Annotated in this window: 13 protein-coding genes; 1 reads left to right on the forward strand and 12 read right to left on the reverse strand. The window is 38.8% G+C overall.

Features of this window, described 5'->3' with window-relative positions; translation table 11 throughout:
- Window positions 1–11 precede the first annotated feature (11 nt).
- From ABDJ41_RS07815 to ABDJ41_RS07860, 10 genes are all read right to left on the reverse strand, one after another.
- On the reverse strand, window positions 12–1457 hold the full coding sequence (locus ABDJ41_RS07815) for a sialate O-acetylesterase (RefSeq protein WP_349785342.1): 1446 nt from the start codon (window positions 1455–1457) through the stop codon (window positions 12–14).
- Window positions 1458–1462: 5 nt separating this feature from the next.
- Window positions 1463–3310 (reverse strand): exo-alpha-sialidase, encoded by a 1848-nt coding sequence (locus ABDJ41_RS07820; protein ID WP_349785344.1) that lies wholly within the window; start codon window positions 3308–3310, stop codon window positions 1463–1465.
- Window positions 3310–4233: a glycoside hydrolase family 43 protein gene (locus ABDJ41_RS07825; RefSeq protein ID WP_349785346.1), complete on the reverse strand. Its 924-nt coding sequence runs from the start codon at window positions 4231–4233 to the stop codon at window positions 3310–3312. The genes ABDJ41_RS07820 and ABDJ41_RS07825 overlap by 1 nt, the downstream gene beginning before the upstream one ends.
- Entirely contained in the window at window positions 4233–5663 is a 1431-nt protein-coding gene (locus ABDJ41_RS07830; RefSeq protein WP_349785347.1) for a glycoside hydrolase family 140 protein, read from the reverse strand. The genes ABDJ41_RS07825 and ABDJ41_RS07830 overlap by 1 nt, the downstream gene beginning before the upstream one ends.
- Window positions 5664–5676: 13 nt before the next feature.
- Window positions 5677–8865: a DUF6298 domain-containing protein gene (locus ABDJ41_RS07835; RefSeq protein ID WP_349785348.1), complete on the reverse strand. Its 3189-nt coding sequence runs from the start codon at window positions 8863–8865 to the stop codon at window positions 5677–5679.
- A 4-nt stretch (window positions 8866–8869) separates the two neighbouring features.
- Window positions 8870–10498 (reverse strand): polysaccharide lyase, encoded by a 1629-nt coding sequence (locus ABDJ41_RS07840; protein WP_349785350.1) that lies wholly within the window; start codon window positions 10496–10498, stop codon window positions 8870–8872.
- Between the two features lie 2 nt (window positions 10499–10500).
- Complete coding sequence (locus tag ABDJ41_RS07845; RefSeq protein WP_349785351.1) at window positions 10501–12156, reverse strand: pectate lyase family protein; 1656 nt, start codon at window positions 12154–12156, stop codon at window positions 10501–10503.
- A 607-nt stretch (window positions 12157–12763) separates the two neighbouring features.
- Complete coding sequence (locus tag ABDJ41_RS07850) at window positions 12764–13390, reverse strand: porin family protein (protein WP_349785352.1); 627 nt, start codon at window positions 13388–13390, stop codon at window positions 12764–12766.
- Between the two features lie 133 nt (window positions 13391–13523).
- A complete protein-coding gene (locus tag ABDJ41_RS07855; RefSeq protein ID WP_349785354.1) occupies window positions 13524–15302 on the reverse strand; it encodes a RagB/SusD family nutrient uptake outer membrane protein in 1779 nt (592 codons plus the stop codon).
- Window positions 15303–15313: 11 nt separating this feature from the next.
- On the reverse strand, window positions 15314–18403 hold the full coding sequence (locus ABDJ41_RS07860; RefSeq protein ID WP_349785355.1) for a SusC/RagA family TonB-linked outer membrane protein: 3090 nt from the start codon (window positions 18401–18403) through the stop codon (window positions 15314–15316).
- A gap of 581 nt (window positions 18404–18984) precedes the next feature.
- On the opposite strand from ABDJ41_RS07860, the gene ABDJ41_RS07865 reads away from it, so the two are divergent.
- Window positions 18985–19875: a sigma-70 family RNA polymerase sigma factor gene (locus ABDJ41_RS07865; protein ID WP_349785356.1), complete on the forward strand. Its 891-nt coding sequence runs from the start codon at window positions 18985–18987 to the stop codon at window positions 19873–19875.
- A 77-nt stretch (window positions 19876–19952) separates the two neighbouring features.
- Here the strand turns inward: ABDJ41_RS07865 and ABDJ41_RS07870 are convergent, their stop codons facing one another.
- Complete coding sequence (locus ABDJ41_RS07870; protein WP_349785358.1) at window positions 19953–20903, reverse strand: hypothetical protein; 951 nt, start codon at window positions 20901–20903, stop codon at window positions 19953–19955.
- A gap of 33 nt (window positions 20904–20936) precedes the next feature.
- Window positions 20937–22823, reverse strand: coding sequence for a RagB/SusD family nutrient uptake outer membrane protein (locus ABDJ41_RS07875; protein WP_349785359.1), 1887 nt, complete (start codon window positions 22821–22823; stop codon window positions 20937–20939).
- Window positions 22824–22830 lie beyond the last annotated feature (7 nt).

A 22830-nucleotide genomic window follows, 5' to 3' on the forward strand; every position in this document is an offset into this window, starting at 1 on the left:
AATAAGGGATCTTATATAGGTTTAAATTGTCTTGTTAATGGATTATCTGTTCTAAAAGGTAATGCTGGCAAGCCATCCTTATTATAAAGATTTGCCCGCACGGCTTCATTCCAACCAAACCGTACCGCTACAGGTTTTTTCAACCCCTTTACCGAGACGATGATTTTTTTGCCTTTAATTATAGCTTCTGCGGGGAAGAATTTTCCATCTTTAGCTGCCATAGTGAAACAATTCAAGGCTTTTCCATCTTCACTGATCAGGCCTTTTCCTGTATGTTCAAATTCAAGTTCAGCGGTATTTCCTTTAAATTTTACAGATTTATAAATTGGTCCGGACCAGGTTAATTGCTGATTATAATCTCTGGCTAAAGCCCATAATGCCAGTCTTCTTCCAATCTCCCATTTATAATTAGGATGCAGATCGTCCGGATAGTCATTCAGGTCTGTCGTAACAACCATACCTGTATTTGGCATTCTTAACAGTTGCGCCTGTGCTTCCCAGAACTCAGGTTCTGTTTGTTCATCCAGGGCTACTTTCCCTTTGCTGGCAGAATAATTAAAAGGTGCAACCTGCACATAGTAAAATGGCATATCTTTATCCTTCCATGCAGATCTCCAGCTATTGATCAATGCTTTCATTTTATAACTATAGCTGATGTTCTCTTTTAAAAAGCAATTGGTCTCTCCCTGATACCATAAAAAACCACGTAAAACGAAAGGTGTTAAAGGTTCAATCATCGGGGTATAAAACTTACCAGGGTCGTTTCCTACCTTTTGTCCAGCGAAATAGCCGCTTTCCAGACTTTCCCGGGGAATCCATGGCTCGATAGCGCTACCACTTACAGCAGAAGAAATCATTCCGACAGGAACATTTAACTTCTCCTGAAGTTCCTTTGCAAAAAAGTAACCTGCTGCCGAAAAGTTTTTTAAGGCAGAATCCTGAGCTATGCTCCAGCTTTTATGTAAGGAATCCGGCTTGCTCAGTTGCTTTCTGTTAACCAGAAAAATACGAATCTGTGAATTACTGGCTTTCTCTAATTCATCAACGGGATATCCTAACTTTTCATTCAGGGGCTTTTTTACCTTTGCAAGTTTACGCATCGCGTATTCCATATTTGATTGCCCGGAACACAGCCATACCTCTCCTACTAAAATATTATCAAGGACGATGGTATTGGAGCCTTTTATAATCATTTTGGCAGGGAAAGCAGAAGTTTTCAGCGCGGATAAAACTACGCTCCATTTACCATTTGAATCGGTAATGGTCTCTTTAACTTGACCTGCAAAACTTACAGTAACAACTTCAGCAACCGCAGCAAAGCCCCAGATATTTAAAGGTTTATCACGTTGCAAAACCATATTACTGGATAAAATCTGAGGTAAAAGTACTTTCGCATCGGCAGAAACAACTGATCCGATTAACAGCATCAACAAGAAATAACCTTTTACCCCTTTCATCTTTTTTACTTTATCAATTCTGTTTTTAATGATTTAATGTAATACACAGCCTCTGCAACAGGTGTTCCTGCATCTTTCAGATCATAATCCTGATCTGTAGGGGTATCTACATCTGGAAAGCGACGCACATCACCTGTCCTGAAAGTTACCTTTTCAAAATCCAGAACCGGATCAAACATCAAACGAGTGCCCTTGCTCTCACCATTTATAAAAATGTTGTACATCCTTTTATCCATGTCCAACTCTACACGGATGTTATAGGTTTTTCCAGCTTCATATTTCGCAATTCCTGAATTCCTGTACCCAACTTTAGCACTTAATTCACCATTTGCATCAAATATCAATCTGGCCGCAGCTGCTCCTTTTGCATCCTGAAACTCTACCTGCAAAGAACCTGTATTATTTTGAGCGGGCGTAACAGCAAATTCCACATTTACTTTTCTACCTTTCGGCATCATCCTTTCTGCTTTAGCATAGTCGTATGGATCTTTATCTCTAAGCGTAAGTGCTTTGGTTCCGTCTTCAGTTTTTTCAATTTTAACCGTTGCCCATAGTGGACTAAAGGTATTCCAGAATTTCAGTTCTTGTCCGTCTGGGATTGTATTAAAAGTTTCATTTACCGGACCAGGTGCTGCAGAGATTACAGGAACAGGTACATTCGCTATCCAGATATCTTCCTTGTTCATGCTATAAGTAAGCCACATATTGCCATCGGCCGGCTTACCATTGCCTTCCAGTATTCCTCTGATATATTGCGGACCGTATGATTTATAATTGCCACCATAACGCATTTGCGAAATCTCACCATTCACTAACAATAGATCTTTATAATTCAAGCCATCATCACTTGTAGAGACAGCTAAAGGCCAACGGAACTCTGAGGGATTGTATACAGTAGCATATCGACCATCTGAAGTTCTTTGCCCCCATATTTTCGCATTGCTATTTACCACTCCTGGTGCTCTTAGTGGTGTATATTGCCAGGTTTTTGCGCCATCATTACTCACTGAAGTCAGCGCATGTTTCCATAAACCCACTACTTTTCCGTTTGGTAAATGATAATAACTAAATGCCTTTACGGGTCTGTGGAATGGAATTAAAGGATCATTTCGATCTGCTTCTTCTACCATTTGCTGCATCATCAGCGGATCCGCTAATATTTCTTTACAGGCAGCCAGCAATCCCTTATCCTTACTTTTGGTATATAAAGGATAAAGGGTATGCTTCATATCCCAGGTAGAATTTGGTCTCAATAAGTAAACCGGCCCATATGTTCCGTCCTTTTTAATTTCACGGATAACCCTGCCAATTCCTTTTCCATCGTTAGGGTCATCCTTTTTATCCATAGCAATACCATAATAAGCTAAAGCAAAAAGCCGATCGGCTTTGGAAACATAAAAGCCCACACGTTGGTGCATTGTAGCATATAAGTCCTTTGCAACTCCTTCAACACCTTCTTTTTTCCATCCATCAGGGATTTTGTAAGGTGGGAAAATAATATCCGGTTTAGACCAGTTGTATCCATCTTTAGAGGTTTGCAATAAGGTTCTGCTTGGCGGAATATGCTCTCCTACCGGATCACTTAAAAATTCAAGGTAAAACGTATTGTTCCAATAAGCCAGCATTGGTGCATGGTTATAGGTCCAGTCTAAGCCGTCCGATAATTCAGGATGCTCGCGATTTGCTCTTAATGTCTGGATATTATGTACCCCCAGTGCAGGCACAAGCTGACCATGATGATAATCGGAATTTGAAATTGTACTACCTGTATAACGTAAAGTATCCTGGGCTTGTGACACCTGTGCTGTTACAAACAGCATTGAGGCCAACCATATTTTATTATATATCTTCATTATTTTATCAGTCTTTCTATCACTTTCCTGTCTACTTCTACTATTGTTCCGTGTTTATGTCCGGCAGGGATTACCGTTTCTGCAGAAACATCCTTGAAATTCTTAAAATCATTTGTTCTTATAGCAGCATATCTTTTTTCGCCATAAGCATCATAATAAATCAGCCAGTCATTACCTATTTTCACTACTGATGGCCCTTCTGTAAGCAAGCCGCTAAAAGGTTCAGAAATCCTTATATAAGGTCCCAAAGCCTGTTTGCTAAAAGCCACCTTCAAATTCCTGGCTGGACGGGTATTGTCTTTCAAAACCAGTACATAATCGTCTTTAGCTTTCTTTACAATAACTGCATCAATCACACTATAACCTGGTTCCAGGAATAATTTAGCATCCGAGAAAGTCTTAAAATCTTTTGTAGTAACTGAGTACATCCTGTGGTTATTATCTTCTGCTTCAATACCTTTTGCAAAACGATGAGGAATAGTTGATGCCCAGATAATGATATATTCTTTTTTTACATCGTCATAAAAAATCTCAGGTGCCCATACATTTACTGTTGTCGGCTCATTCTGCAATACCGGAATAAACTGCTGTTCAGACCAGTTGATTAAATCTTTGGAACTGGCATATCCAAATCCCCTATCGCCCTTCCAGCCACATGTCCACACCAAATGAAAAACACCATCAGGTCCTTGTACCATTGATGGATCACGCATGATCTTTTCTTTACCGATTTCTGGTTTCAGAAAAATCCTGTTCAGATCATTCCATTTATAACCATCATAGCTATACAACATCCTTAAACCTTCATTTGCGGGTTCATGAAAAGAAGTAAATACATACGCTTTTTTAGAGCAGGCACTAAACGTAACGACCAGTGCCAGGAACAAAAACAAACGACTGTAATGCTTATATCCCTTCATCATTATTTCTTATCTATGATTAATACCCAATCATTACCATCCTTCACATCACCTGGAGGATCAAAATCATGAGTCCCTTTATTATCTATCAAACCTATTTCAGTAGTTTTTCCATCACGCGGACTAAACCACGAAGCTTTAACCTGATCTCCATCAATCACTCCCATTTTCAGAGAAATATTGCGGCCATTATAAGTATATACGAAAATGTAATCCTTAGCCCGTGTAGCCAATAATCTGTTGTATTTTTCACCCACATCACCAGCTATTACCGATTGATCAGGGATCCTGTCGAAATAACCACTTGCATCCGAAGCAGTACCATCACCTTTAATGCGCGATAACATCAGATTTTTCAGATGAACCATTTGTCCGGCTCCCGGATCATTCAAGGCTTTTTGCCAGGCTTCCGTTGCACCGAAAGCTGCGTCTTTAGCTGCGGGATTATAAAACTGCATTACAGAATTACTACCATAAGTATATCCAAAGGCACCTGCAAAAACTGACCAGTAGCCGTATCTTCTTACGTCAGCATCATTCCAGCGTATCTCTTTAGGGTTATGCAGACCTTGTGGTATGCCTTCGTAAGATGGCTCCGCATCAATTGTCGGCATGATTCGTTTTTGATTATAATCCTTTTCAACATATTTCCAATTGTCCTCACCATAATGCCATTTCTCTTTAGCAGAAGTATCCTGATCATAACGACGGTGCCCGGACTGTATCATATTAAAGTCCATCCATTTTGATTCCTGAAACCATTCTGATGAGCCTGTCCTGCCTCTTGGATGGAATGTAATCAGGTGGGTTGAATCCGTAGCTCTTAATGTGTTACCAATAACTTCCCAGACATCCTTTTTATCCGATCCTTTAATATCTCCACCATTTAACCAGATAATATTGCTTTTATCTTTATATCTCCTGGTCAGGAACTCTGTGTAAATCTTAGCCTGAGCTGTAGTCACTTTATTTTCTTTAACATTAGTACCCCAAACCGGAACCAATGCCATATAAATACCTTTTTCTTTAGCTTTATCAATGATATAATCTATATGATCCCAGAAATCGTATTGTGCAGCATCCTCAAAAGAACTACCTTCAGTTACAGCTGGTTTAGAGATATCACCATTAACCAGTGAAGAATCTCCATATACATTTACAGATGGCACCGTATGCAAAACCATTGCCTGTACCACATTAAATCCTTTTTGTCTGCGATCTTCTAAATACTGATCAGCTTGTTCACGTGTAGTTTTATTAAACAATAACCAGCCGGTATCGCCTAACCAAAAGAATGGTTTACCATCTTCAGTAAGATATCTTCCATTTTCTGAAACTTGTAAACCCTTTTTTAAAGCATCGGGTTTCTTGTCTGATGAACAACCAAACAGCACTGACGAGATAATAGCGAATAAGACTATCCTTTGATACATGGCAATAATGATTTTAATTTTTGTTGATGAAAACGATCTCGTCTCCAGATGAAAGTTTATTGAATTCGATGGCTGATCCACCCTTGATTTTTTCTTCTTTAACTACAACACCGGTACCCGGGTTGATTCGTTTTACCGTATAATTACCTGATAAACGAGTCAAATCGAGCTTTAAAGCTGCTGTTGAACTATTGTATAATACATATGATTGACCTGGATTTACAAGAGCGTACTGACCCTTAGGCTTACCACTTAGCTCAACGGGTTTTAATGTTGCGCCATTTAGCAATACCTGATCTAATCCAGATGCATTGGCTGTAACATCAGATAATGATCCACCACCCATAAAAACAGCCCAGCCAAAGGCATCATAATTATCGCCAGAATAAATCACCGCTTTTTCAGGGTATTTTGTTTTGTATTCAGATACTGCATGGTATACCTGTTCAAAAGAGGTTTTCTTAGGCTTTAACAGACGTGCATGCTGACGAGGCGCCAGATTTTGTCCTCCCTCAGGAGCATAAGCTGATCCGTCTGCCTGATAATGCCAGTACCTGATATCAATCAGATCTACAACTGCGGCTCTATCTTTATCTGCCAGAATTGCATCCTGTACATCTTTAGTTACACTTAGACCAATTATTGGATGCTTACCAGTTTCTTTTTCCCATTCTTTAATGGTATCAATCCAGAATTGAACGAAATGCAAAGGGCCTGTAAATTCAGCACCGATCATTTGAATTACACTACTGTTGTCTGCGAAATTATCCAGACATTTCCTGATATAAGCCCTGTGTAATTCTCTACGTCCAGGATTACTGATATCATAATACTGCTCGGCCATAAATATGCGTTTATCTCCCGCATAAGGTACTGGCTCAGGAAAACCTGTACTATTAATGTTGTTTGCAGTACGCCATGGAAAATCAGCATAATGTGCTCCTGCTTCAATAATATTATGCTGAAAGTAATTCTGATGGATCAACACCAGTCCTTTTTGATCTGCAAGGTCTGCGAACTGCTTTAACCTATCCCAATACCAAAGATTATATTTCGTCAGATCATATTTACTCAACCCATCCCATGCAGTACCCTGTCCGGATCTGGCAAAAGGTAATTCATAAAATGGTGCCCACACATCACCATCCATTCTTCTGATACGTTCATGGTCGTCACGTCTGCGATCATACCACAAGCCATAATTATGATCTAAAATCTTTACCTTTCCATTCTGCATGGAATCAGTGGTTGCATCCAGATCATCTGTTAAGCCCTTACCAGAGCGACCTGGGACAAAACGTGTAATATGTGCTTTTGTATTTTTTAAGCCATAAGGCCTTGCGCTACCATTCCACCATTGAACATCTTGTTTGTCACCCGTTACCAGTTGACTTCCACGAGTGAGCCAGCCATTGTTAACTGTCATAGCTGCAAGTTGAGTTTTTTCTGTTGGCTTACTTTTTAAACTAATCTGATCAACACTTTTAGAACCGCGTTTATCAACAGGTATACGCTGTCTTTCTGCAGCCTGATCTATATATTCTGTTAACTGTAATGCTGGGTTAACAGCCAGTTTGGTTAATTTCAATGCTACATCTACCTGCGGACTACTTGAAGCTTCTGTTTCTACAGGCATTATAAAAGCACGTGCATCTACTTTAGGGCCTACTCTTTCATTTAATTGTGCATAATACAAACTGCGTGGCTGAATCTGTTCGTTTGACATCGCCCAATATCCATCACCTGCAAACTGTGCCCAGTTGCCAAAGGCCCAGTTTTGTGCGGTAGGTGGCTGATAGCAATCGATCCTTGCAGCAGTACACTGCCAAAAAACGCTATTTGCTGCTGCCCATCCAGCACCTTGTCCGTCCATTCCACGGTTCATAAAGCTCAATGCCTGTCCGTCAACATTTACAATATCAAACAATACACCAGATGCCCAGCTATCAATTGCTCCACTAAAGCTAAATGGCAAATAAGACTGACACTGCACAAAAGCATTTGGTCCGGGAGCACAAAATCCAACTGCAAAATCATGATAACCATATTCAGCATACAAACGTTGGAATAAGGTTTGTCCACCCGTAGTGAAAAAAGTATTTCTGCGTTCGCCACCAATTTCTGAAACCGGAGCCAAAGACTTGCAATCTTCAACAGTTACTCTGTTTGCTGTAGCCTGAACGGTGACAACAGAGCCTGCGAAATGCTCAAATACCACTTGCCGTATCCAGGCATCAGTAACATTTTCTAATGAAATACCTGTCCAGCGGTGGTATTCATCTTTAGGATTGCTTTTATCAAAAGAGGATACAATCCTCATATTTTCTGCACCAGAATGGGAAACCCTCCCTTTCCAGCTATATTTAGACACTGAAGATTCACCAAAAGCTACGTCAAGAGCTGTAGTTAAAGGAGCATCCAGAATCAATTCATCACCATTTACAGCCAGAATTTTTCTATCCCAATAAACATCACGCTGTCCGGGTTTCCAACCTAAAGAAGTAATACCTCCACCAAAATGATCTGTACCTATAGCATCAATCCATTCTTTTGTAGAACTGCGTTGTACAATTACCTGATCGCCTTTTTTAAAAGCAGTTCCATTGGCAACAGTAATTTTCATGGCATTTACAGGAACATATTTATCTGTAATGCTGACTGGTTTTTCTTTTATCTGATCATTCCTACCCAAAATACGCAGTACCCCTAGCCTGTCCAGCCCGGTTGCATACACAACCGTTCCATCTTCAGCCATACCGCTCCCCCTTAAAACTACACCAGAAGCATTTATTTTAAGTACTCCGGCAACTTCATACCTGCCTTTTTCCAAAAGCACAGCACCTCTCAATCCATCTTTACCTAATGGTAAGGAAGCAACGTAATCTAATGCTTTTTGTATCCTTAATGTAGCATCACCAGTTTTCAATGGTACTACCAACTTAACTACTGCATCCGGAATAGCCTGCTCTCCAGCCATGTACCCTGCATACGAAAAATCCGGTACGCGATTACCTTTTTCATCAGCTGTATAATTTAGTTTGCCATCCTTACCTTTAAATATTGGTTTAGGTGGTTCAACAATTTTTACTTTCTGCGCATACAAATTGCCAACCTGCAAACAAGCCCAGATTACACAGAGCAAAACAGGTAGTATTTTCAACCTGCTTTGCTCTTTAGAAGTATGTTTAGTAGTCAGTATCATATATTTATGGTTTCACGGCCGACAAAGGCACTACACTATTGATATAATTTTCAATATTCGAATAGCCGTTTTTAGTGATCTTAGCCGCATCTGATGCATCCTTTGGGTTTAAGCCATTCTTAATTTCCCATGCATCAGGAATACCATCGTTATCCGAATCCTTATAAGGTTTTCCTTTGTATTCAGGATATCCACCTACCTGACTGATGTCTGAAATAATCCCCTTCTTATAGGAATCCTCAGGCAAACGACGTTTCACATAAGCTTTACCCAAGGCTGTTTTACCGTTTTCAACGTAAGTAATTTTACCTGTTTTCACTTGCTCTATAATCCTCTTATCTACCGCATCTCGTACAGGCAAATTGGCTCCGGCATTACTCAGCGTAAAATCATAAGCTTTACGTGTATCCATCATACTTATTTTTGCCATTGGCAGAGGTTTATTTACGCGTATAGAATCCAGCAGTCTTTGTTTATCAGCCACTCCTTCAACCTGCACACCACCATCCCAGTTGTTTCTGGTTACTTTATCATTCCCTTCTATGATGTTTCCATGAATGTAAGCTTGACCAAACATATGTGTAAAGCGTTTATCCCTGCCACTTTCCGGTTTTAGAATACGATAGGAAATTGGCTGATCTAAAGGGGTAATCGGTCCTGGTTTATAATAGTTATTAATGAAATTATAGAAAGAGTTATTGTCTCCGCCATCAGCACTACGGTTCCACCAGTTAAAGATTACGTTATTCACAAAACCAAAATCCCCATACATACCTACAGAAGGATTTCTACTGATATTGCTTGCCCAAAGGTTACGCATAAAAGTACTGTTTAAACCACCAATCGTACTACCAAACGCATGATTATAGGTATCCAATGCTTCAGAAAATATTGAGTTTTGTATCGTTACGTTAACTGTTGGCAGCTTTTCTGGTTTTGAACCATCTTTAGGATCATATACATGCCTGTAAATAGACATATTTTCGTCTAATCCCCAACTAGCAGAAACATGGTCGATCATAATGTTTCCTACCGGATTGCCACCAATGGCATCATCCCTGCGGGTTACATCTGTTGCACCTCTGCGGAAACGCATGTATCGGATTACCACATCATGGGTATTGATCCATACCGATTCTCCTGCAACACAAACACCATCACCAGGAGCTGTTTGTCCGGCAATTGTGATATATGGTGCCCGAATAATCAAAGGAGTTTTTAATTGAATAATACCTGCGACATTGAATACAATAATACGTGCACCACCTTGTTCACAAGCTTCACGTAAAGAACCTGGTCCGGAATCCGCAAGACTTGTTACTACATATACTTTTCCCCCACGACCACCAAATGAATAAGCACCGCCACCTTCTGCTCCCGGAAATGCTGGCAATTTGGCTTGTGGCAAATCAGACGGTTTTGCAGCCCATGGAATAAAGGGTTTACCATTTTTAGTATCACGGTCTATAATGTGCTTTATCTTTTCAAACTGAAGATCAGAATTGTGCTGGATTACTGCTGCAATAGAATCTGCTTTAGCTTTCATTGCTCGTGGTATAACTGGATATTGCGCAATAGCATTCTTTGTCAAACCCGAAGCAGCAACTAACAATATTAAAGAAAGTGCTTTCATAATTATGGCTTAACTGTTTTAACCGGAACTACACTGTTCAGATAAACTTCAATATTTGCATAACCACTTTTGGTAATCTTAGCTGCATCAGATGCATCTTTAGGGTTCAGACCATTTTTAATTTCGTAGCTATCAGGCATACCATCATTATCCGAATCCTTATATGGTGTTCCCTTGTACTCAGGATACCCACCTACCTGACTGACATCAGTAATTATACCCAGTTTATAAGAATCCTTAGGTAATCTGCGATGTTCAAAATCCGGAGCATCAGATAATTTAACATTTGGTGGGGTAACAATCTTTCCGGTCCTCACCTGTTCAATCACACGTGTATCTACAGGATCACGTTTAGGTAAAGTTGCACCAACATTAGCTAATACATATTTATGTGCATCCATAGTTGGCAGAATAGTCATCGGCGCCATAGGGAAAGGTTTCTTTACACGCATAGCAGCAAAATATGACTTAGCTTGTTCGTAAGACATCAGTTCCCCTTTTTTATCTTCAAGCTGCACACCACCATTCCAGTTATCTTTCGTTACTTTCTCATTACCTTCAATTATGTTTCCTTCAACATATGCTCTTCCAAATACAACGTAAGGCAATTTACTACGACCAGATTCTGGTTTTAATATTCTGTAACTGATCGGGTCTTTTAATGAAGTTACCGGACCAGGTTTATAATAGTTATTAATGATGTTGTACATGGCAGTATAATCGCCACCATCTGTAGAACGATTGTTCCAGTTAAAAATCACATTGTTGGCAAAGTTGAAAATTCCATTCCATCCTATAGATGGATTACGGGCACCATTGTCTGCCCACAGGTTACGCATAAAATTACAGTTTTCGCCACCCAGGGTACTACCAAAAGCATGGTTCCAGGTATCTAAGGCTTCAGAAAAGATTGAGTTTTGAATGGTAATATTTACCGTCGCTAATTTCACTTCTGTTTTTCCTGTACTATCATTATACATATGTCTGTACATAGACATATTTTCGTCTAATCCCCAACTTGCAGAAACGTGGTCGATCATTATATTCCCTACCGGATTTCCACCAATAGCATCGTCTCTGCGACCAACGAAGGTTTCTCCTCTTCTGAAACGCATGAAACGTACCACCACATCGTGTGTATTTAACCATACCGATTCACCTGCTACACAAACACCATCGCCAGGAGCTGTCTGCCCGGCTATTGTAATATATGGAGCACGAATAATCAAAGGAGTTTTTATGCGAATGATACCCGCTACATTGAATACTACAATTCTAGCTCCACCTTGTTCACAAGCATCACGCAAAGAACCGGGGCCACTATCATTTAAATTGGTTACTACAATTACACGACCACCCCTGCCACCGAAACTATGAGCTCCGCCACCTTCAGCACCAGGAAAAGCCAGAAGTTCAGATTGAGGAAGATCAACAGGCCTGCCAGCCCATGGAACATAAGGCTTTCCTTCTTTGGCTTCCTTTTCGATAATAGGTTTGGCTTTTTCCCAGGCGATATCGGATTGACGGTAAGCTTCATTCAGCATATCGTCTGATGCCTTTTTAACATCAGCAGGAATTTTAGGATATTGAGCGAAAGCAGAGGGCGCTGAAGCAACTAGTGCTGCAGAAAATACGAACTGTAAAAATCTCTTTTTCATTTGTCTCGAATAATAGGTATACCAAAAAGTACGCAATTATTTTATAGATAAAAAATCTACTCAGTTTCTATAAGGGCGGGGGTATGATTTCTTGGTATTTCAGGTTAAATAAATTTGGTTAGATTGTATATTTATTCAAAAATGCAACCTAATAAATGCTATTTCCTATAGAATTTTCTCAATCTATTGTACGATATTATCTGATTGAATTTTTATACGTCAAAATAACGTTTTATGTCGCAAGTATGTTACAGGATTACTGCAAAAAATGCAATCTGAACAATATTATTTTATCGGTGAAAACCAGTTTTTTTGAGAGGTTCAATGAGGCGTATACTCGTAACTTTGGGGGATTAGTTCATTAACGTGCATGTGAATCGGCAACAACATATCTCACACTTACACCCGAAATATTATTTAAAAATAAAGAATAGTATTATCACAAGGAGATAACAGGAATTTAACAAGGATTTGTCCCTGTTAGATCCCTGTTAACCCCCTATTATTCCCCTGTCATTTCCCTGTTGAAATAAGAAACAAATCGGAGAAACTATGGGCAAACACAACAGATATTAACTGTTAATTAACATCTGTTGCTCTGGATCAGTTATAGATCAAAAACTAGGCCTGTACTAAGACTAGATCTTGAATTCTTAACATTGAGCCCATCATTTTGTTTAAAGGCATCAGTTAAACCAGCCTGACCATCAAATTCAAAGATAATCTTTACCTTTTCAGCAATAGGTATTTTCACACCAATCCCCAAAGCTATCCCTGCATCGACAGCGGCGGTAATTTCCTTTAAATCTTTTTGTGATGTAGTTTCCTTACCACTTAGCAAAACACCAGCATAAGGACCAAAATGAAGATACCAGTTTCTTTTTTTACCAAAATGCCAGTTTGCCATTACAGGAATAGTTAAATAGTCAAGGTGATAATCGGTTTTATAGAAGTCAAAGGTCATTCCACCGTCCGTAGTCTGAAAAAAACCATTACTCCAACCCTTTTGATCGTAAGTAAGTTTAGCTTTAATGCTCCATCTATCAGAAAAGAAATAGTCCCCAACTGCACCAACTGCCAACCCACTCCGATAACTACTATTGGTCATTGTACCACTAGTTACAGTCGCTCCGTTTAAACCTATATTAAATCCAAATTCAAACTTTCCTTTTTCTTGTGAAAAGCTATTTAAGCAGCTTCCGGTTAGCAATAAACCGGCTAATAATTTCTTCATATATTGATTTCGTTAATTAAGATTACGCTAATATATATATGAACATTAATTAATTAGCAAAAAAAATACATAAAATAAAAAAAAGCTGCACCTTTCGGTTACAGCTCTTTACATTTATCAAATTAAATATATTTTAGTATCCTGGATTCTGGAATCCGGCAGGATTACTGATCGCGTCGATCTGACCTTGTGGGATTGGCCTTACACCATGTCTGCCATCAACAAAATACTGTCCCACATCAGGATTACTCTGCATTAAGTAGGTCTTGTTCAATTTCCCTGTACGTTTTAAATCATACCACCTGGTATATTCACCACAAAGCTCTCGTGCCCTTTCATCCAATAAAAACTGAACAGATATATCAGCTGCTGAGATCTGCTGGCCAACAACTCTTGTTCTCAATGCATTTACAAAACCTGCAGCAACACCATTTGCTCCTCGAAGATAAAACTCTGCTTCGGCAGCAATCAGATAAACTTCACCAAGACGCATTACTGTCGCATAAGCATCGCTGGTATAACCGTTTGTTCTCGGACTAACTAATGAGCCCGAATTGAATTTGGTTAATGATGGATAAAGGCGGATAAAAGGGTTTTCTACTTCACCTGGTGCCTGATTTACACGTGTATATTTCATTTTAACCTTTTGGTCATTATCATATAAATCTGCAAAATCTACCCAGATATAAGGTTGAGATAATTTATTTACTTTCTCAGCCGCATAATTTGCCTCTTCCGGACGCATAATTTTAATTGCGGTTGCGTTATTTGCTACCGTTGTTCCCACAGGAACTGCGGCACCTACCCTATCAAATTGTCTGACAGCATCAGCTGTCCAGCTATAATTTGTATTAGCAGTCCAGGTAGTTTGAAATGATAGCGCATATCTCGGATCCAGACTTCCGTCAGGATTTCTAAACACGTCCATCAGATATTTAGTTGGCATAAAATTACCCCCTGACCAACGACCTACAACAGTCTGAAAACCTGCGGATACAATAGCTCCAAAAGCAGTTGGCGAAGCGTAAAATCGTTTAAAATCATTATTATGATCGTGCGTATTTGTAGAACCATAGTTCTGTGAATACGTTAACTGGTAAAGTGCTTCCTGGTTGGTCTTATTATTTGCAGCATTGAAGTTATCTGCAAAATTATCATACAACCGAACATTATAAGTCGCTGGTCCTTCTATTAACTTTTTAGCTGAAGTAATTGCTTCTTCCAGATATTTATCCGTTCCATATTCTTTGGTTTGCAAACAAGCTTTAGCCAAAAGACCAAGTGCAGCTTTTTTGGCTGGACGACCTGCTACAGCAGCAGATGCAGGTAGATTATCAGCTGCAAAGCGTAGATCTGGAAGGATTACTTTTTCATAAACTTCTAATGCTGGTGTACGGAAAGATTCAAAAATGGGTGATTGCGTTTCCGTAATGGTTAATGGAACAGCTCCGAATTGTTCTACAAGATGAAAGTAATACAGGGCTCTTAAAAAATGTGCTTCTGCAACCAGTGCATTTTTTTCCTGTTCACTACTAAAATCAGTTACCTGATCTGCTCTTAAGATAACTATGTTACAATAGTTTATAGCATCATAAGCCCCATTCCAATAGTCTTTAGCCATATCTATTGACATCACTCCACCAGAAGCATATTTCATATAATTCTGATTATTGTTGGAATTGAAATCAGAAGTCCAGATATCTGTTCCACCTTCTGTTACCAGTATTAAGTTACGTCCATAGAAATACCTTGACAAATCAAAATAACAACTGGCTACAACCTTATTAAAGCCTGATTTTGTATTGGTCATTTTGTCTACAGTTACACCGGAAGGATTTACCTCTTCCAATGAACAGGAACTGGCAAAGAGGCCCAGTCCCAACATAGCTATGTATATATTTTTTATCTTCATGTTTTCAAAAATTAGAATGTCACGTTTAGTCCGAGCACAAATTGTTTGGTTAAAGGAAAGTTATCTGATCCGTTAGATTCAGGATCCTGATATTTTAACAAATCGCTTTTAGTAAAAATGAACGGGTTATTAGCCGTTGCATAAAAACGAAGCTTTTTCATAGACATTTTTTTCAATATCCCCTCCTGCAATGTATACCCAAGAGTAATATTTCTGATTTTAAAGAAAGAGCCATCGACAAACTTCAAAGCATCGAAACCAATATATCCACCTGTACTACTATGAATTCCGGGTCTCGGCAAATAAGCTCCTGGATTTTCCGGTGTCCAGTAATCAACATCATCCGGGCTATTTGCTGTTGTTCCGTTTATAGGATTATAACGGGTAATCAGATTGCTGGAAACCATTTGTCCCCATCTAGCAGTTAACATCAGGCTGGCATCAAAATTCTTGTATTTGAAATTATTCTGTAAACCAGCTGTCCAATCGGGTACTTCTGAACCTAATATCACTCTATCATTTGCACCATAAGGATGTTTACCATCGCTATTAAATGTTCCATCTGTCTGCAATTTAATATCTCCTGGTACTGAATTGTATTTTGCAGCTTCCAATGCTTCATTCTCCTGCCAGATACCCAAATACTTATAATTAAAAAATGTTTTGATTGGTTGTCCGTAAAAATAATTACCTGAGATTATGTCTTTACCATCAGGCAATGCAGTAATTTTTTCTTTATTAGCGGCAAAAGTAAAAGTAGTACCCCATGAGAAATTATCCTTTTCAATATTTCTGGTATTGATGAGTATCTCCAAACCTCTGTTGTTCATTTCACCAATATTTTGCCAGATTTTAAATGGAGAACCCCATGATCCACCTAAAGATCCCGGAAGTTCACGCTGGAATAACATATCCTTTGTATCTGTATTGTACCAATCTACAGTCAGGTTTACTATGCCTTTAAAAAATTCAGCATCTAAACCCACATTGGTATTATATGACTTTTCCCATCCCAGATCTCTGTTTGCCAGCAACTGGTTCAAGATAAAAGCAGGAGCAGCAACATCACCAAAACCAACAGGACGTGGAGCATTATAACCTCCCGCCTGAGTGCCATAAGCGCCTACACCTCCTGAGTTCCCCGTTATACCATATCCAACACGCAATTTCAAACTCGTTACACTTTTAATGTCTTTAAAGAATCCTTCATCACTAATCCTCCAGGCAGCTGCAGCTGCAGGAAATGAGTCCCATTTATGACCTACAGACAATCGTGACACTCCATCCCAGCGATTAGAAACTGATAACAAGTATTTACTTTTATAATTGTAATTCATTCTTCCCACGAAAGATGTTGACTGATCCTGTACAAATGCAGAACTGATGATTGGCGATGACGCTCCGGCAAGGTTATGAAAAGAATAAGAATCAAGGTCAAATCCTGAACCACCAGCAGAAGAAGATTCCGCCCGGTTTTTTGCCAGTGAAGTCACCCCTGTCAGACTAAATCGGTGATCTTCATTGATATCAAAATCGTAAGTGAGTATATTTTCCCAACGATAGTTGACAATTCTTTGATTATCTATAACCGCAGCAGGTACTTTGTAGCCAGCAACAGGATTGGCAATAGATTGAGTACCAAAATACCTACCTGTTCTGGATGATCCCAGAACTGTTCCAATCACCGAACGGAAAGTTAAGCCTTTAAAAGGTTTAGCTTCCAGATATGCATTACCAGCAAAATAGGTATTCAAGGTATTATTTACATATTGATTTGGAATCTGATCAGATAAAGGGTTAGTCACATTCTCCACAGGCTTATGATTGATTTTTCCATTTGCATCGAAAGCATCTCCAAAAGGAGCAAATGTTAAACTGTTGCCGAAAATATTCTGCGCAGCTGCATCATTGTCCGTATAAGTCAACTGCAGATTTGTTCCCACCTTAAAGAGTTTCGAAAGCGTATGATCTATGTTCGCGCGTGCACCATACTTTTTATTCTGATCATTTTTTATCAAACCTTGCTCATCATTGTAGTTTAAAGACAGATAAGTCGCTGTTTTTTCTGTTGCACCATTTACAGACACATTATAATTTTGCTGCAATCCATCTCTCAATGCAAGATCTACCCAGTCTATCCATTTCCCCGCTTCATAGGCTGCCTGTTGTTCGGCGTTATTGATAAATATCTCGCTATTAAATTCTGGATAATTCCCTTTCTCACCGCGATATGCTTCGCGTTTCAGCTTTATATAATCGTCTCCGATTAATCCATGAGGATATTTAGGAAAGCCATTGTATCCGAAAAACGAATCGAAGTTGATATTCATACTTCCAACTTTTCCCTTTTTAGTAGTAATCATTACTACCCCGTTTGATCCGGCTGATCCATATATGGCTGCAGATGAAGCATCCTTCAAAACATCAATGGATTCAATATCATTTGGGTTCAAATCAGAATAACTGCCCGGGATACCATCGATAATATACAGAGGATCGTTACTACCGGAAGCAGAGTGATTTCCCCTAAGCCTGATTGTTGGGCTCGAACCTGCTTTACCTGAAGTAGTCATAATATCCATACCCGCTACCTTACCTTGTAAAGCATTCATTGCATTTCCTGTCGGTGTAAGCACAATATCATCTGCTTTTACAGAAGCCACTGAACCAGTAAGGTCACGTTTTTTAACTGTACCATATCCGACTACCACTACCTCATCAAGGTCTGATGCTTCATCATTCAATGTAACAGTTATGCTTGTTTTGCCTGCCATTGATATTTCCTGGGTTTTATACCCCATCATAGTAATCACTATGATTTCATTTCCTGTAGGAAGATTTAGTTTAAAAACTCCATTCCCATCAGTTGAAGTACCAGTAGTAGTGCCTTTAATTTTAATGCTAGCACCTGGTAAAGGCTGCCCCTTGCTGTCCTTTATTGTACCTGTGATATTTACCAGAGGGGAAACAATACCATTGCTTTGAGTCTTTTTAATAGTTGGCATCACTGCAAACCCTGATACAGGTAAAAAGAAGGCCATAACTAAAGGAGCCCAGGTCTCTTTTAACCCCTTGCTTTTAAAAAGCTTTTTTCGTTTCATACTTGCTCGTCAAATGATTTAAAATTTGGTTGATTTTTATTCTTTCTTTTAAAATGAGATTGCGGAATTGATGATTACTTCATCTGAAGACAGTACGTCATCACAGATCAATATCAGGCCAGATTGGTTGGATCTGACAGTGGCTACATGTATAATTTATAATGTTTAGGTTATTTAATAGGTTTCAAAAATGCGATCAATACCTATGCGTTTACTATAGCATTTTCTCAATCAACTGTACGATATTAGCATTTCATTTATTAAACGTCAAAATAACGTTTTTAGTCTCTAAAATTTTACAAAAGCTTAACTTAAAAACACAAAGTCTAAAATGTTTTTTAATCGAGCAGTCTCAGGTTCCATTTATATTCTGTGCTCTAAAAGTGTTTTTTCCTATAGCAGAATGATTAAGGATATAGATTAAGTTATTGCATCTGCTAAATCATATTAAAAAAGAATATTTTCCTGATTAAATTATAATAATAGAAAATATATCTACTATTATTCATTTTTGACGTACCAAATATTAAACTAGTATGCTAAACGAATCTATTATTCCAAATTAAAGAGGGGGGATTATTATGAGAGCTTTAAAAATCGGTCAATCCATTACTAACCGTAGTCATGCTTCTTTACAGCGTTATTTAAGTGATATATCAAAATATACCGTATTAACTGTTGAGGAAGAGATATCCCTGGCCAAAAAGATAAAAACTGGCGACAAAGCTGCCTTTCACAGGTTAATTAATGCCAACTTACGTTTCGTTGTTTCTGTAGCGAAGAAATATGAAGGTCAGGGCTTATCCCTACCCGATCTGGTTTCTATTGGAAATCTTGGTTTGGTTAAAGCAGCTGAGCGCTTCGATGAAACAAAAGGCTTTAAATTCATTTCTTTTGCAGTATGGTGGATCAGACAATCGATCATGCATACAATTGGTGAACAAAGGCGTATGATTCGAAGACCAACGAACCAGAGAGATGATATTTTTGAAGTTTATAAAGCACAGGATTTTCTGGAACAGCGATTGGAACGTGTACCAACACCTGATGAGCTTGCAGACCACACTGGGATTGCCGTAGAAAAAGTTAAAGATTATCTGATGGATTCTCCATTTGGTATTCCTTTAGAATCGGATGATGAGGATGAGAAACCAGGTATTTCTACTTATTTACAGGACCATACTTTTAAAGCACCTGATGCGCAGATTGAACTAGAAGGCAGACAGCAATCGGTAGCTGCTCTGATAAAAAATCTAACGGATCGGGAGGCACGGATTCTTCGTATGTATTATGGATTAAACAATGATACACCTATGTTACTGGAAGATATTGCTACCAATTTAGGGTTGAGCAAAGAGTCGATCAGGAGAAGTAAAACGATTGCAATAAAGCGTTTAAATACTGATCAGAAACTGGGGCACTTAAAGGAATATATAGTTGAAAGTAATTATTCCTGGCGGGTTAGTATTTAAGGATAATTTAGTCTCAAAAAAAGCTGCCCCTTTCGGTAGCAGCTTTTTAAACACACACTCATTAATAGTTAATATGTTTATTTTTGGGTCTTTATACTTATATCAGCATAAGGTTTTCCATCCAGATCTTTAGTTATACTGTTAATATGTATGACACCATATTTACCCTCAGGAGTTAAGAAATAGACAATAGATCCTGCTACAAAATTACTTGTAGTCTGCGTAAGATTAATTGTTCTTTTCTTAGCCTCTTCCTCTATGACTGAAGAAGATCCTATTGTATTACGATATATGTTAGTACCTCCAGTAACAGGTGCACTAAACTTAGTTGATCTTTTAGTCCATGTACTCACATCGTAAACAGTTAAAGGATTAGGATTTGCATCTAATGCATAAATATTAGCAGGATATGTTATCTGCCCGGTCGTCGGGTTAATGGTCAACCTTCTATAAAGGCCAAAATCAATATCAGCAGCATTTGCCTGACCATTGGTATAACTAAAAGCCTCACCTTTTTTAATAGAAAAAAAAGCAGGAGCTACTCGAGTAGCAGTATCCGGGAAATACACTCTCCGGTTGACAGTATGAATATAACTAGGCGAAACTTCGACTGTTAAAGTCTTCCCACCATCACCCATAAAATATCCTGCCTGATTTAATGGATAAATCCGGAAGCTTGTTTTACCATCTCTTTGCATTTTAAGCGACATCTGTCCACTAATTTGCCGTCTTTGGTTAGGATCCGTTATTGCTGTGGTTGTCCTTGTTTGTGTATTGGTACTACCTACTGAACGTTCAAAGGTGATAGAATACATGTCCTCCTTCGCCGAAGTTATAGTGTAGTCAATGTTGATGATATCACCATCCTTTACCAATTTATAATCAGTAAGACTTAATTCAGATACCGCATTATATGTCACAGTTACATCTGTAAACATATTAAATATATTTTCTGAATCTTTCTTACAAGAGCTTAGCCCTATAGCCACCATAAAAAGACAGCTTATCAAGATTTTTTTTGATTTCATATTATTTCAGTTTTAAAACAACCACCGTTCATATTAATTAGCAAGTGGGTCAAATGTGCCACCGGCCCAACCGATTGTAGCCTGTATATTTGCCCCGGTATTAACAAAATCGTTATGGAAAGTATAGAAATAATGAAACTCCGGAATGTTATAAGGTAAATATCCTTGAACACCAACTGTATTTTTTCTAAAATACTGACTGTAAACTGCTCGACTTTCCATATTTAATGTTTCTCTAAATCTCTCTCCTGTAGTGGTATTCACAATTGCTTCTAAGGTATTTCTAGTTGTGGCTCCATTTACAGGCTCTATTTCTATGCTGGTCATGTTACCAGTTAACAAGTGCATTCTTCTTGTTCTACGCAGATCCGAATTGCGCTTATTTTCAAATGCAAACTCAATAAACCTTTCATTTAAAATTAAATCCCGCATAGCAGCTGGAGTGTTTACTGCACCTAGACCATAATCATTAGCCGGTGTAGCGCCTATTTGAATTCCTGCTCTTACCCTGATCTTTCTAACCATTTCTTTCGCTAAATCAATGTTTCCGGTTTCATTTAAACATTCAGCATAATTAAGTATAACCTCAGCAAACCTCATTTCAATCCAATCCATACCATTTCCACCAATGTTATTGGTATATGCAGTAGCACCGGAAGCAAGGGCCGCAATATTGAAACGTTTACAGTAAACAGCCATCAAATTCGCTTCTCCAGTAGCTCCTGTATATGTCCACTGTTTTCTATTAGGCTTACCACTTAAAGGCCATACTCCACCATTATAGGCTATAGTTGCATTAAATCTCGGATCTCGGTTCTGCCAGAACATCAGGTCATCATATTGGTACTGACCTGCTGTACTAATTGAATTACCATCTAGCATAGGGTAAGCATCTAGCAATCTAGTGGTAGCACGATAGCCTTGAGTGGGTGTCCCCCCTTCAGAAGATGGTCTGGCTCTCCTTTCACCATCATGTCCACGGCGCTCTAAGGTATTTGAGTATGTCCGGACCATAATTACCTCAGTATTCGCATCACCTTCCGTTTGAAATATACTTGCGTAATTAGGTAACAGAACACGACCAGAAGTAAGGGCTAAATCATAGGCAGCTTTATTAGCTGCTAAAGCAACAGTCCAACGCCCTCCGTCGTTGCCAGGATTAAACTGCGGACTCGCCCAATACATCGCTACTTTTGCTTTAAGACAAGTAGCAGCCAACTTACTAATTTTACCTCTATCTGTTGCGTCATTATTCCAGTTAACCCCATTTAAATTACTTATGGCCGAATCTAAATCTTTTGTAATAGCGTCAAAACATTCTCTTGCACTAGCTCTGCCACTTACTGTCAAATTATCCGGAGTTTGAGGTGTCAAAACTAAGGGTACACCACCATAAACTTTTACCAATTCAAAATAAACCATTGCTCTCAAAGCATAGTATTGACCAAGAAATGAACGTTTTACGTCTGGAGCCATAGAACCTTTGGGTAAATTGGTTATGGCATCATTACATCTAGAAATATCCATATACTTGTTACCACCTGCATTACTGGTATATACATTACCTGCGAATCGGATATCATTGTTTCCCAATTCTCCTTGTAAGCCCAGAGCAGCTCTTGCCCATTGATCAACAACGGGAAAAAAACTCTCATCACTCGCATAATGAACACCATACCGTCCATTCATATTATTGGTATTATGATCCTGAAAAAGAAATTGTGGCATAATAACATCGTATGCCCGGTTCAAATGCATTTGTACAGCACCTGGGGTATCCCAAATCGCTGCATCTATTCCACCCCTGTCTCTAAGTTCAAAAAATTCATCATCATTTACTTTACAAGAAGAAAATAGGGTTGCGGTCGTTGCTAATACCATTAGATATTTTTTAACAACTGATGTATATCTTTGTATCATATTTAAT

This window comes from Pedobacter sp. ASV1-7 (assembly GCF_040203335.1).
In the GTDB taxonomy this organism is placed as follows: domain Bacteria; phylum Bacteroidota; class Bacteroidia; order Sphingobacteriales; family Sphingobacteriaceae; genus Pedobacter.